This window comes from Rhizobacter sp. P5_C2 (assembly GCF_054049715.1).
Genome location: NZ_JBFULV010000081.1, coordinates 1 through 13,080, shown reverse-complemented (window position 1 = coordinate 13,080; position 13,080 = coordinate 1). Strand labels below are relative to the sequence as shown.

At 69.0% G+C, this 13,080-nt stretch carries 13 protein-coding genes and 1 tRNA gene; 7 read left to right on the top strand and 7 right to left on the bottom strand.

Annotated elements, in window-relative coordinates:
• The first annotated feature begins 35 nt into the window (after window positions 1-35).
• Window positions 36-671 carry a DsbA family oxidoreductase gene (locus tag ACXJLU_RS24550; protein WP_457335489.1) on the top strand — a complete coding sequence of 212 codons (636 nt, stop codon included), beginning with the start codon at window positions 36-38 and terminating at the stop codon, window positions 669-671.
• On the opposite strand, the gene ACXJLU_RS24545 is transcribed toward ACXJLU_RS24550, so the two are convergent.
• Window positions 658-1,974 carry a DUF805 domain-containing protein gene (locus tag ACXJLU_RS24545; RefSeq protein ID WP_143171259.1) on the bottom strand — a complete coding sequence of 439 codons (1,317 nt, stop codon included), beginning with the start codon at window positions 1,972-1,974 and terminating at the stop codon, window positions 658-660. The genes ACXJLU_RS24550 and ACXJLU_RS24545 overlap by 14 nt on opposite strands.
• A gap of 233 nt (window positions 1,975-2,207) precedes the next feature.
• Here ACXJLU_RS24545 and ACXJLU_RS24540 point away from each other — a divergent pair, with 233 nt between their 5' ends.
• From ACXJLU_RS24540 to ACXJLU_RS24525, 4 genes are all read left to right on the top strand, one after another.
• Entirely contained in the window at window positions 2,208-2,474 is a 267-nt protein-coding gene (locus ACXJLU_RS24540) for a helix-turn-helix domain-containing protein (protein WP_457335487.1), read from the top strand.
• 3 nt (window positions 2,475-2,477) lie between these two features.
• Window positions 2,478-3,845, top strand: coding sequence for a type II toxin-antitoxin system HipA family toxin (locus ACXJLU_RS24535; RefSeq protein WP_457335485.1), 1,368 nt, complete (start codon window positions 2,478-2,480; stop codon window positions 3,843-3,845).
• A gap of 124 nt (window positions 3,846-3,969) precedes the next feature.
• Window positions 3,970-4,266 (top strand): helix-turn-helix domain-containing protein, encoded by a 297-nt coding sequence (locus ACXJLU_RS24530; protein ID WP_457335483.1) that lies wholly within the window; start codon window positions 3,970-3,972, stop codon window positions 4,264-4,266.
• Window positions 4,215-5,630, top strand: a complete 1,416-nt coding sequence (locus ACXJLU_RS24525) for a HipA domain-containing protein (RefSeq protein WP_457335481.1) — start codon at window positions 4,215-4,217, stop codon at window positions 5,628-5,630. Before ACXJLU_RS24530 ends, ACXJLU_RS24525 begins: the two co-directional genes overlap by 52 nt.
• Window positions 5,631-5,701: 71 nt before the next feature.
• Here the strand turns inward: ACXJLU_RS24525 and ACXJLU_RS24520 are convergent.
• The 5 genes from ACXJLU_RS24520 to rsmB form a co-directional block, all read right to left on the bottom strand.
• Window positions 5,702-5,777, bottom strand: a tRNA-Phe gene (locus ACXJLU_RS24520).
• Window positions 5,778-5,816: 39 nt separating this feature from the next.
• Complete coding sequence (locus tag ACXJLU_RS24515) at window positions 5,817-6,518, bottom strand: response regulator (protein ID WP_073462476.1); 702 nt, start codon at window positions 6,516-6,518, stop codon at window positions 5,817-5,819.
• Window positions 6,519-6,524: 6 nt separating this feature from the next.
• On the bottom strand, window positions 6,525-8,792 hold the full coding sequence (locus ACXJLU_RS24510) for a sensor histidine kinase (RefSeq protein ID WP_073462475.1): 2,268 nt from the start codon (window positions 8,790-8,792) through the stop codon (window positions 6,525-6,527).
• A 128-nt stretch (window positions 8,793-8,920) separates the two neighbouring features.
• A complete protein-coding gene (locus ACXJLU_RS24505) occupies window positions 8,921-9,448 on the bottom strand; it encodes a DUF4390 domain-containing protein (RefSeq protein ID WP_457335478.1) in 528 nt (175 codons plus the stop codon).
• An 81-nt stretch (window positions 9,449-9,529) separates the two neighbouring features.
• Entirely contained in the window at window positions 9,530-10,858 is a 1,329-nt protein-coding gene (rsmB, locus tag ACXJLU_RS24500; RefSeq protein ID WP_457335523.1) for a 16S rRNA (cytosine(967)-C(5))-methyltransferase RsmB, read from the bottom strand.
• A gap of 86 nt (window positions 10,859-10,944) precedes the next feature.
• Here rsmB and folE point away from each other — a divergent pair, with 86 nt between their 5' ends.
• Window positions 10,945-11,673 carry a GTP cyclohydrolase I gene (folE, locus tag ACXJLU_RS24495; protein ID WP_457335476.1) on the top strand — a complete coding sequence of 243 codons (729 nt, stop codon included), beginning with the start codon at window positions 10,945-10,947 and terminating at the stop codon, window positions 11,671-11,673.
• 11 nt (window positions 11,674-11,684) lie between these two features.
• Window positions 11,685-12,110: a BLUF domain-containing protein gene (locus ACXJLU_RS24490; protein ID WP_073462472.1), complete on the top strand. Its 426-nt coding sequence runs from the start codon at window positions 11,685-11,687 to the stop codon at window positions 12,108-12,110.
• On the opposite strand, the gene ACXJLU_RS24485 is transcribed toward ACXJLU_RS24490, so the two are convergent.
• Window positions 12,094-13,080: hypothetical protein (locus tag ACXJLU_RS24485; protein WP_457335474.1), on the bottom strand; the 987-nt coding region annotated here is incomplete at its 5' end. The two genes, ACXJLU_RS24490 and ACXJLU_RS24485, sit on opposite strands and share 17 nt — an antisense overlap.

The window sequence follows — 13,080 nt, the reverse complement described above, 5'->3', positions numbered from 1 at the left end:
CGCCAGGGGATCGCGGGGCTGATCCAATCGGGAACATGAAGATCGATTTCGTCTCCGACGTTTCCTGCCCGTGGTGCGCCATCGGGCTCAAGTCCCTTGAAGAGGGCATCGCCCGGCTCGGCGACACCGCGAAGGTGGACCTGCACTTCCAGCCGTTCGAGCTGAACCCCGACATGGCGCCGCAGGGCCAGGACATCGGCGAGCACCTGATGCAGAAGTACGGCGCGACCGCCGAGCAGCGGGCGCAGAGCGGCGAGGCCATCCGCGCGCGTGGCGCGGCGCTCGGGTTCACGTTCCGCATGGATTTGCGCGGGCGCATCTACAACACCTTCGATGCGCACCGGCTGCTGCACTGGGCCGAGCTCGAAGGCCGGCAGCTCGCGCTGAAGCATGCACTGTTCAAGGCCTATTTCACCGACGGCCAGGACCCCAGCTCGCACGAAGTGCTGGTGACGGTGGCGGGCGAGGTCGGGCTCGACGTGCAGCGTGCCCGCGAGGTGCTCGCGTCGAACGAGTTCGCCGACGAGGTGCGCGAGCGCGAGGAGTTCTACCGCCAGCACGGCATCCAGGCCGTGCCTTCGGTGATCATCAACGACCGCCACCTGATCCAGGGCGGTCAGCCGCCCGAGGTGTTCGAGCGGGCGTTGCGCGAACTGCTCAGTGCTGCTTGAGCCACTGGCCGTTGACGTTCACCAGCGCGCACGGTTCGGTGTAGGGCTTGCGGTTGACCTCGCAGGCCGACATGGCCTGGCGCGCCGCTTCACGCGGTGAGCCCTGGCCGGAGCGCCAGCCGAAAGCGCCGCTGTCGGACGACGCGAAGGCCTTGTGGTTCGGCTGGGCCAGGTAGTCGTCGGTGAAAGCCTTCAGCGCGTCCGGGCCGGTGATCACGTCGGCGGCCTGGGCGGCACGCGGGTCGAACTGCTCCTGCGTCGACGACTCGGCGGCCTCACGGTGGAGGCGCTTGGTGTACGAGCGGTACGAGAACAGCGAGGTCGCCAGCATCAGCACCAGCAGGATGCCCATGATCATGGCGGCAACGCCGTTGCCCTGGCGAGGCTGCGGGCCGTAGTCGTTGTCACCGTCGGTGCCGGGCCAGAACATCATCGCGAGGCCGACCAGCGAGCCGGCGACCGGCACCGGCAGCAGCAGGGACCACCAGCCGCTGCGGTTCAGGTCGTGCAGCCGGATCGCACTGACGCGCATCGACCAGACCCCGAAGGCGGCGAATGCCAGCAGCAGCGGCACGACGACCGCCGCCGAGCGGAAGATCGGGATGATCACGGCCGCGCCGATGCCGATCAATGCGACGCCGAGCAGGCTCAGCATGCCGGTGTTGAAGTAGGCGATGCGGCCCATGCGGCCGTCGAAGCTCAGGCTCATCACCGGCGGCAGGTCGTCGGTGCCTTCGTGCATCACCGCGACACCGGATTTCGGCGGCGCATAGCGACCGCCGTTGCGGGCCGCCAGGCGCTCGGCGCGGGCGCGGTCCATCTCTTCCTGCTTGTTGGCGATCGCGCGCGCGATGTCGGTGGAGCAGTTGCGGCAGAACGCACGCTGGGGCTGGCGTTCGCCGCAGTTGGGGCAGGTCACCTGCTCTTCGAGCGGCGCGAGCGGTGGGATCGTGGCCGCGAGCGGCTTCGGCGGCGGTGCAGCGACGGGCGCCGCCGTGGCGGTCATTGCGGGCGCCGGCGGGGGCGCCACCGCTGGCGGCGTCGGTGGGACCGGCACGGGCTTGCCGTCCATCGTCTCGACCAGCACCTGCATGCCCATCTGGCGGAACTTCTGGACGTAGCGCTCGACATCGTCCTGGGCCACGGCGCGCTTGATCACGGTGCGCCCGCCGGAGAACACCTCATCGAGCCGTTCGCCGTCGACCTTGTACGCCTGGCCGAAGCTCCGCTTGACGTCGTCGGCACGAAACCCACCCACCAGTTCGCCCGCGAACACCAGGCGCACTTGTGCACTGCCTTCCATCGAATCCCTCCAGGGCGCAAGCCCCTGCGCCGTTTGGGGCGAGAGCATAAGCGGCGCCATGGGGCGGACGGCCCCCGCAAGAGGCCATTCATCCCCAATATTGGGGAGATGTGTGCGATTGTTCGGATGGATCGAAACAGTTCATGGGCTGTTTATTGTGTTTACAGCATTCAAGCAGTAAAACAAATCTACAGGCTAAAATATGTGAATCAGAAATACAGCCTGGAATTTGTATGCCTGACTTCACCGTTCGCACGGCCGACCAATTGCCGACCTTGCTGCAGGCTTTCCGCAAGGAGGCCGGCCTGACGCAAAGCGAAGCCGCCCTGCGCCTCGGCGTGACCCAGCAGACCTACTCGGCGCTGGAGCGCAATGCCGAAAAAGTGGGCAGCGCGCGGCTGCTGAAACTGCTGGGCATCCTGGGTGTCGAGCTGGTGCTGAGCAAGCCGTCCAGCCCCACGCTGCCGGCTGCGGCCGATCCGCACACACCGGCCTGGTGAGCCATGGGACGCCGCTCGCACACCCGCTCGCTGGGGCTCTGGATGAACGGGGTCTTCGTCGGCACCTGGAGCCGGGCCCCGAACGCGCCGGACACGCTGCAGTACGACCTCGACTGGACGCGGTCGGAGCAGGGGAGGCCGCTGTCGTTGTCGCTGCCGTTCACCCCGGGCAACGGGCCGCATCGCGGCGACAAGGTTCGCGCCTGTTTCGACAACCTGTTGCCGGACAGCCAGGACATCCGCGAGCGGATGGCGCGCCGCTACGAGACCGGCACGACCGACGCGTTCGACCTGCTGGCCGAGACCGGCCGCGACTGCGTCGGGGCGCTGGAAATCCTGCCGACGGACCAGACCCCGGCCGACCCGTCGACCCTGCAGGCGCAGCCGCTGACCGACGCCGACGTCGCCGAGGTGCTGCGCGGCACCACGACGCCGCATGCGCTGGGCCTGGTGGCCAACGACGACGACTTCCGCATCTCCATCGCGGGCGCGCAAGAGAAGACGGCGCTGCTGTTCCAGGACGGTCGCTGGTGCCTGCCGCGGGGCGGCATGCCCACCACGCACATCTTCAAGCTGCCGCTGGGGCTGATCGGTGGCATGAAGATCGACATGCGCGACTCGGTCGAGAACGAGTGGCTGTGCTCGCTGATCCTGCAGGCCCATGGCCTGCAGGTGGCGGTGAGCCGGCCGCTGCAGTTCGAGGACATGAAAGCCCTGGTGGTCGAGCGCTTCGACCGCGCGTGGTGGCGCAGCCCGGCCGGCGAGCGGCGGCTGATCCGCCTGCCGCAGGAAGACCTGTGCCAGGCGAGCGGCGTGCCGCCCGGTGCCAAGTACGAGGCCGAGGGCGGTCCCGGCATGGACCGCATCCTCGGCGTGCTCGACGGGTCGATGGCGCGCGAGCGCGATCGCCGGACCTTCTTCCAGGCGCAATTGCTGTTCTGGATGCTCTGCGCGACGGATGGCCACGCGAAGAACTTCAGCCTCTTCCTGCGGCCCGGCGGGCGCTACCAGTTGACGCCGCTCTACGACGTGCTGTCGGCGTACCCGGTGCTGGGTGCCAGCCCGTCGAAGATCTCACCCTTCAAGGCGAGGATGGCGATGGCGGTGCGCTCGAAGAACGCGCACTGGAAGATGCAGGACATCCAGCGTCGGCATTGGGAGGCCCTCGGTGCGCGCCATGGCATCGTGACCGAAGACGGCCGGCAGGTCGGCTTCGTCATCGACGAGCTGGTTTCGCAGACGCCGCGGGTGGTGGATGCCGTGCGCAAGCAACTGCCGGGGGACTTTCCCGAGGAACTGGCCGACAGCATCCTGAGTGGTCTGCAAGACGCGGCAAACAAGCTTGCTGTGCAACGCGAAGCCGGACCTTGATGGCATCGAATTTCGGAGTTTGCGGAATTGCTTGCCGCGGAGGCGCAGACGTCGCATAGTTTCGGAGTTTCAGGAATTGACGGCTTCGATGCCGGAAATTCACCCACACCTCTGGAATTCCGAAATGCCGATCGACCCGTCCTCGCCGGGCCCGCTTCATATCGCCGCTGTGTCTGACCTGGGCCCTGCCGTGCGTGCGCGGCGGCGCGAACAGTCGTTGCGGATCGACGACGCGGCGTCACTGAGTGGCGTCTCGGTCGATCTGCTCTCCCGGCTCGAGAACGGCAAGGGATCCGTCCGCCTCGACAAGCTCCTGGCCGTGCTGGACGGATTGGGTCTGGCGCTCGTGGTCGGCCCGAAGGACCACCCATGGATGCACGAGGTGTCGCGCCCCGTCACCGGGCATCTCGAGCAGCCATGACGCCTCTGACGACCCCACCGCATTCGCTCGCCCTCTGGGCCGACGGCCTGCAGGTCGCCACGCTGGGCCATGAACCGCTGGAGGATCGATGGTCTCTCGACTACGCCTCCTCGTGGGTCGACACGCCGCAGGCCTTCCCGCTGTCACCGGCGCTGCCGCTCAAGCCACCTGCGACCGGCTACGCCCCCGGCGCCGTGAAACGCTTCGTCGAGAACCTGCTGCCTGAAGGCCGCGCGCTCGACGTCATCGCCACGACCTGCCGCGTGTCCAAGGCCAACGTGTTCGCGCTCATCAATGCGCTCGGCACCGAGACGACAGGCGCATTCAGGTTCTGGTCCACGGGCGAGGTGCCGCCCGCCATCGCCGCGACGCCACCACGCGAGGTGACACGCGACGAACTGAACCGGCGCTTGAGCGAGCGCGACGCGATTCCGCTGGCGGTGTGGGACGGCAAGGTCCGCATGTCCATCGCGGGGGTGCAGGACAAGCTGATGGTCTGGTTCGACCGTCCGCTCGACGAAGGCGGTCGCATGTTCCTCGTCGAGCCCCCGCTCGCGTCGACGCACATCCTGAAGCCGGAGCCGGACCGCAGGGCGACACCGCACCTCGTGGTCAACGAGCATTTCTGCATGTCGCTCGCCAAGCGCATGGGCCTTCCCGTCGCGGACGTCGGCATCTACCGGACGCCGAGGCCGGTGCTGGTCGTCCGTCGCTTCGATCGCGTGGTGTCGAACGGCGCAGCGCAGGCCACCGTGAAGCGGCTGCACGTCATCGACGCATGCCAGGCCTCGGACCTGCCGGTGACCTACAAGTACGAGCGCAATTTCGGAAGCGGCGAGCAGGTTCGCGACATCCGCGAAGGCGTCAGCATCAGCATGCTGTTCGACCGCGTGGAGCAGACGCTCAACAAGGCCTCGGCACGGCTCACCTTGCTCCGGTGGGCGCTGTTCCAGTTCCTCATCGGCAACAGCGACGCGCATGGCAAGAACTTCTCGTTCTTCGTGCGCCCGCAGGGGTTGGAGCCGGCGCCCTGGTATGACCTCGTCAGCGTGCTGCAGTACCCGGACATCGACCACGAACTGGCGATGGCCTATGGCGACGCGTTCTCGCTCGATGAAGTCGGGGCATTTCAGCTGGCCGATTTCGCGCAGCGGTGCGGTATCGATCGTCGATTGTTGAAGCGAGAGGCTGCGCGCCTCGCCAGGCTGGCGACCGAGCATGCGCCGTTGCAGGCAAACGCTATCGACTACCTCGAAGAAGAGCGCGGCTTCTCGCTGCAGCTTCGGGACTTCGTCGTTGCGCAGGCTGCCCGGCTGTTGACGCTGGCGAGCGATGCCGCAAAGTTGCCGGATGGATACCTGTGAGGCTGCCGACAACAACGCCGGAAACAAAAAAGCCCGGCCGTGAGGGGCCGGGCTTTCAAGGCGTCTGAATCTGGTGGCCAAGGGCGGAATCGAACCACCGACACGCGGATTTTCAATCCGCTGCTCTACCAACTGAGCTACTTGGCCGTGAGCCGATGAGTATAGCAGCTTGCCGGCAGGCTTCGATCAGATGCCGCCGCTGCGCTTGTTGCGCGTCAGGTCGACGCCCAGCTGCTTCAGCTTGCGGTACAGATGCGTGCGCTCCAGCCCGGTCTTCTCGGCGACGCGCGTCATGCTGCCGTTCTCCTTGGCCAGGTGGAACTCGAAATAGCTCTTCTCGAAGGCATCGCGCGCCTCGCGCAGCGGCCGGTCGAGTTCGAAGCTTTGCTCCGATTGCGGCCCGATCGGCGGCAGCGGCAGCGCCACCACCTGGCTCACCGGAATCGACTCGAGCGGCATGCCGTATTCGATGCGCGGCAACGGCGGCGGCGGGGGCGGGGGCGGCGGCGGGGCCGCGCGGCTGTTCGGCTTGACCAGCGCCTGCTCCACCGCGCGCAGCAGCTTCTGCAGCGTGATCGGCTTCTCGAGGAATGCGATGGCGCCGACCTTCGTCGCCTCGACCGCGGTGTCGATCGTGCCGTGGCCCGACATCATGATCACCGGCATCGTCAGCAGCGTGGTCGCGCCCCATTCCTTCAGCAGCGTGATGCCGTCGACATCGGGCATCCAGATGTCGAGCAGCACCAGGTCCGGGCGCACGCGCTCGCGGCACGCGCGGGCCTGCGCGGCGTTCTCGGCCAGTTCGACCTGGTGGCCTTCGTCGGTCAGGATCTCCGACAGCAGGGCGCGAATGCCCAGTTCGTCGTCTACAACAAGAATGGTGGCCATGAACCCTCAGTGCACCCGGCTGTCGGCGGCGGCCGCTTCAGCGGACCCAACCGGTGCGAATTTTGAAAATGATAGCGAAACTTGGGCGCCGATCACGACTTCTCCGTGCTCGGACGCCTCGGTGAGGTTGGCCAGCCGGATGCGCGCCCCGTGTTCATCGGCGATTTTCTTGACGACGGCCAGGCCCAGGCCGGTCCCCTTGCTCTTCGTGGTGACGTACGGTTCGAACGCCCGCTTCAGCACCTTGTCCGCGAATCCCGGGCCATTGTCGATCACCTGGAGCCGCACCGCGCGCACCTCGCCCTGCTCGGTGCGCGCGAGCTCGGTGGCCACCCGCACCTGGCCGTCGGGCCGCTCGGCCACCGCATCGAACGCGTTCTGCACCAGGTTGTGGATGACCTGGCGCAGCTGTGTCGTGTCGCCGATGATCGGCGGCAGGTCGGCCGCGAAGTCGGTGCGCAGCTGCCCCGATTCCTGCGCGGTGGCGTACAGCGTCAGCACCTCGGCCACCAGCCCGTTCAGGTCGAGCGCGAGCGGCCGCGCCGCCGGCAAGCGGGCGTAGTCGCGGAACTCGTTGACCAGCGTCTTCATCGCCTGCACCTGGCTGACGATGGTGCCGACCGAGCGCACCAGCATCGCCTGGTCGAGCCCCTCGAGCTTCGACTCGAGCTTGTGCTGCAGCCGTTCGGCCGACAGCTGGATCGGCGTCAGCGGGTTCTTGATCTCGTGCGCGAGGCGCCGCGCCACCTCGCTCCAGGCCTCGGCACGCTGTGCCGACACCACGTCGCTGATGTCGTCGAACACCATCAGCCGGCCGTCGTGCGGCATCGCGGCGCCGCGCACCAGCAGCGTCACCTTGTCGCGGTCGGGCGCGGTCTGCAGGTCGAACGCATCCTGCCAGTGGTCGCGCTCGCCGGCCTCGGGGCTGCTGCGGTGCAGGTCGAAGCGCTGCAGCACCGCCTGGCCGAAGGATTCGAGCCCCGGCACCTCGGCCAGCGTGCGGCCGCGGTAGGCCGACAGCGGCAGCCGCAGGATGCGCGTGGCGCCCGGGTTGACGGTGTCGATGCGGCCATCGCGGTCGAACACGATCACGCCGGCGGTCAGGTTGTCGAGGATGGTCTGCAGATTGGTGCGTGCCGCTTCCAGCTGCGCGAGGCTGCGCTGCACCAGCGAGCGCGCATCGGACAGCTGCTCGGTCATGTCGGCGAACGAGCGCGTCAGGCCGCTCAGTTCGTCGCGCGAGGACACCACCTGCTTGCGCGTCAGGTCGCCGCGCGCCACCTGGCGCACGCCTTCGGCCAGCACCAGCAGCGGCCGCGCGAGCTGGTTGCCCAGCGTCACCGCGAGCAGCAGCGCGCCGAACACCGCGAGGATCAGCGTCAACGTCAGCGTGCCGATGTACATGCGCCGCAGCCCGTCGCGTGCCAGCGAACGCTGCTGGTACTCGCGGTAGGCCGCCTGCACCGCCAGCGCGTTCGTCACCACCGAGCTCGGCAGCAGCTGGCTGACGAGCAGGAAGCGGTCCTGGCCGTCGAGCGAGATGTTGGCGCTCGGCATGAAGGCCAGCGCCTTGATGCGCGCGGTGCCCGAGTTCGCCGCGGTGTCCTCGTCGAGCCCTTCGAGCTGGCTGAACACGCGCGAGCCGCGCGCCTGGCGCAGCTGCGCCTGCGTCGGCCGGTCGGGCGACAGGTTGCCGGCGGCGCTCGGGCCCACCGTCATCAGCACCTGGCCGCTCGGGCCGAGCACCGTCACCTCCTGTGCCGACAACTGCTCGCGCAGCCGTTCCAGCTGCAGCGGCTGCACGGTCGGCGTGCTGTCGGCCAGGCGCTCGGCGGCGAGCCGGGTCTTGTTCGCGAGGTCGTTGACCTGCGCATCGAGCGTGCCGCGGCCGAGGTTCAGGCCGGCATCGAGCGCGCCCTCGACCTTCACGTCGAACCAGGTCTCGATGCTGCGCGAGACGAACTGGTACGACACCGTGTAGATCAGCAGCCCCGGCACCACGCCCACCATCGCGAAGATGGCGGCCAGCCGCAGCAGCAGCCGGCTGCCGAACTTGCCGCGCCGCACCCGCAGCAGCAAGCGCACCGACGCGATGCCGATCACCAGCAACAGCAGGGCGGCGACGATCAGGTTGACCCAGAACAGCCAGACGTAGTGCTTCTCGTACAGCCCGCGGCTGTTGGTGGCGATCGACAACAGGAACACCAGCACCAGCCCCGCGCCGGTGACGGCGACCAGCGAGACGATCCATGCCCAGCGGGATGCTTTGGTCAACTCAAACTCCAGGCCCGCAAAAACAATCCAACTCGATCCAGCGGCCGCCGTGGAACCGGCTTTGCCGGGCCACCAGCGGCGCCCCCTTGAGGGGGAGGCGCGCAGCGCCTCGGGGGTGGGTCATCAGATCAGAAGCGTTTGAGGCGCTCGACCCGCAGTGTCCAGTCGGCCTGGCCGCCGATGCCGATCTGCATCGGCCGCGGCAACTGGCTGGTGTCCAGCCGGTAGCTGAACTCGATGTAGTGGTGGCCATCGTCCTCGATCTGTCCGGCATCGGCCAGCCGCCAGCTGACGACGCGGCGCAGCGAGGCGAGTGCGTCGAACAGATTGTCGTAGCTCTGGTGCAGCCCGCCGAAGGTGACGCGGTATTTGCGCGTCAGCGGCTGGTAGGCCAGGCGCCAGGTGCGGGTCGCCGACGACACCAGCTTGTCGCGCCAGTACCAGCGGTCGCGGTAGACCTCGGCTTCGGCGACGAAATACACCGGCACGCCCTTCAGCAGCGCGTCCTCGACCGAGCGCGGCAGCTCGAACTGGGCCGAGAAGCCCAGCGTCAGGCCGTCTTCGCTGCGCACCAGGTCGAAGCTCTCGAGCTCGATCGGCTCGGCGCGCAGCGGTGCGTGCAGCGTCACCAGCAGCGCCATGGCCAGCCACAGCAACAGCCGCCCCCAGCGACTCGCGCGGGGGGCACCACAGCCTTGCCTGGGAGAGAGCCGGAGAGAGCGCAGCACGGATGCGTTCTAGGATTTGGTCAGCAGTGCGTAGAAGAAGCCGTCGGGCGATGCACCCGGTTGGAGCGCGTGGCCTTCGCCTGGATTGTCGGCGAGCGGCAGCAGGTGGCCGGGCGAAGGCCGGTCGGAAGCCACGGACGCGCCGGTCTGGCGTTGCAAAAAAGCGTCGATCACCTGGCGTCCCTCGGCCTGGAACACCGAGCAGGTGCAGTACACCAGCCGGCCGCCCGGCTGCAGCAGCGGCCACAGCGCGTCCAGCAGCTCGCCCTGCAGCGCGGCCAGCGTCGGGATGTCGGTCGGTCGGCGCAGCCAGCGCACGTCCGGATGGCGGCGCACGATGCCCGAGGCGCTGCAGGGGGCGTCGAGCAGGATCGCGTCGAACGGCCGGCCCTGCGACCAGGCCGCGGTGTCACGCGCGTCGGCGGCCACCAGCGTGGCCCGCTGGCCGACCCGGTCCAGCGTGTCGCGCACCCGGGCCAGCCGGTTCGGGTCGCTGTCGAGCGCGGTCACGTCGAGGTCGGCCAGCTCCAGCAGGTGGGCGGTCTTGCCGCCGGGGGCCGCGCAGGCGTCCAGCACCCGCGCGCCGGCCGGCAGGCCATCGCCGATCAGCAGCGGGGCGGCGAGCTGGGCCGCGGCGTCCTGCACCGAGACATCGCCGGCCGCGAAGCCGGGCAGCCGCTGCACCGCGGTCGGCTGGGCCAGCACCACCGCATGCGGACCGGCGACCCGGCCTTCGAACCCGGCCTCGGCGAGCCGCCGAACATAGGCCTCGGGCGTGCCGCGGCGCGCATTGACGCGCAGCGTCATCGGCGGCCGGCTGTTGTTGGCCGCGAGCAGCGCCTGCCAGTGGTCCGGCCAATCGGCCTGCAGCCGCTCGATCCACCAGCGTGGGTGGTTGTAGCGGGCGAGCGGGTCGGCGAGTGCCGCGGCGACCTGGGCCGGCTGCTCGCGCAGGAAGCGGCGCAGCACGGCATTGACGAAGGACGCACTGGCGCGGGCGCGCTGCTTGGCGGTCTCCACCGCCTGGTTCACCAGCGTGTGGGGTGCGTAGCGGGCGCCGTCGACGGCCACCTCGGCACCCGCCTGCTCCTCGCCCGGCCACATCAACGCCAGCACGCTCAGCAGCAGCGCGTCGACGAACGGCGGCGGCGGCTTCGGCACCAGCCGGCGGCGCAGCATCTCGGCGGCACCGAGCTTGCGCATCACCTCGAACGCCAGGGCCTGCGTGCCGGGCCGGGCCTCGGCAGGGCAGCGCGCCAGCGCATCGTTGAGGGAGCGGCCGTCGCGCACGGCCTGCACGGCGGTCGCGACATGGAGGAGGAGCTGGGAGAGGGGCAGGGAGGTCACGGGCGAGAGTCTACGGGCGAGATACCGGCACAATCGCCGATCCGCCCCGACCTCGCGCAGTACCCAGAAAGGCCGACATGCCGAAAGCGCCCCCTCTCAGCGACGCCCGAAGCGAAGCAGAACTCGCCGCCCTGCCCGCGTCCGAGCGCATCCGCTACCGGCTGATCGGCGCCGACTGCCGCTACCACGCCAACGACAACATCGCCGCCCACATCCGCGACGGCGAGATCGACGAACTGCGCGACGAGGTCGAAGCGAAGATGCAGGAGGTGCTGAAGGCGCTGGTGATCGACACCGAGAGCGACCACAACACCCACGAGACCGCCAAGCGCGTCGCGAAGATGTTCCTGACCGAGGTGTTCCGCGGCCGCTACGTGCCGATCCCCGCGGTCACCGAATTCCCGAACGTCGAGCGGCTCAACGAGCTGATGATCGTCGGCCCGATCACGGTGCGCAGCGCCTGCTCGCACCACCTGTGCCCGATCATGGGGCGGGTGTGGATCGGCATCCTGCCGAACGAGCATTCGAACCTGATCGGGCTGTCGAAGTACGCCCGCATCTGCGACTGGATCATGAGCCGCCCGCAGATCCAGGAAGAGGCCGTCACGATGCTGGCCAACGAATTGCAGAGCCGGGTCAAGCCCGACGGCCTCGCGCTGGTGATGGAAGCCGACCACTTCTGCATGCACTGGCGCGGCGTCAAGGACGACCAGTCGATGATGACCAACAGCGTGATGCGCGGCGCGTTCCTGAAGGACGCGAACCTGCGCCGCGAATTCCTGTCCCTGCTGAGCAAGAAGACCTGAAAGGATTTGCCATGCTCGTGCGCCTGATGTACGCCAGCCGTGCCGCCGCGTCGATGGACAACGAGGCGCTCGCGGCCATCATGAAGAAGTCGCGCGCCCACAACCCGCAGGTGGGCGTGACCGGCGTGCTGTGCTTTTCTGGCGGCATCTTCCTGCAGGTGCTCGAAGGCGGGCGGCTGCCGGTGAGCCAGCTGTACAACCGCATCGCCAACGACCCGCGCCACCGCGACGTGGCGCTGCTGCGCTACGAAGAGATCGGCGAACGCCGCTTCGCCGGCTGGTCGATGGGCCAGGTACAGATGAACATGCTGAACCCGGCGCTGCTGCTGAAGTACTCTGAGAAGGCCGAGCTCGATCCGTATGCGGTGTCGGGCGAGGTGTCGATGGCGCTGTTCGACGAACTGGTCGCCACCGCGTCGGTCATGTGCCTGGGCTGAGCGCGGACACCAGCGCCGCCGGCAGCTCGATGTAGTGCCGCGCCAGCTCGGGCGGCATCGGCGAGTCGAGCAGCAGCCCGGCCAGGCGCAGCGCATCGGCCGCGCTGTCAGACAGCCGGTTCATCGGGCTCACGGCCAACGCGGCCTCCAGCCAGGCGCGCACCAGCACCGGCCGCAGCATCCATGGCAGCGCCTGCACGACGCCCAGCGCATGCGCCACCTCGTCGGCATCCGGCAGCTCGGGCGCGGGCACGATGGCGCCGCGCACCCAGCGCTTCATCACCGACTGGTACCAGGCCGCGCCGCTCTCGAGTTCGCCATCGGGCACGAGGCGCGACAGGAAGGCCGTCAGCCGCGCCACCTGCAGCAGCGCCGATTCGGGCAGCTCGGCCAGGTCGTTGCTCGCGCTGGCGCTCGGGCTCGGCGGGCGCGCCTCGCCCAGCCGGTGCCGCAGCGCCAGCCAGTGCAGCCGGTCGATCGGGCGAACCAGGCCGTCGGCCGCCATCACGCGGCGTGCCGCTTCGACGACATCCTGCCGGTCGTGCAGCGGCGCGCGGGCGATGCGCCCGAGCAGCACCTCGAGCCACGGCAGGCGTGCGGCGGCGCTCAGCTTCTTGACCTCGTCGCGCAGCGCATCGGCGGTGCTGAGGCCCTTGGTCTCGTCGCGCCAGGCGCGGCGTTCGCGCTGGCTGCCGGGCGTCGCGATCAGCGCCAGCAGCACCGCCCGCAGTTCGCCGGGGCCGTGCACGCGGCCGAGGCGGTCGATCGCTTCACGCTCGTCGTCGTCTGAGCTGGGACGGGGTTGCGGCAGCGTGCCGCCGGAGTCGGGTGTCTCGGACATGGGGACAGCATAGGCGATGGGAGAAAGGGTGGCGACCGCCGGCGGTGCGGCGGGCACGCGGCGCGGCTCGCCGGCCTCGTCGACCGGCAGCGTGGGCGCCGCGAGCGGCGCCATCGTGCGGCCGTAGAC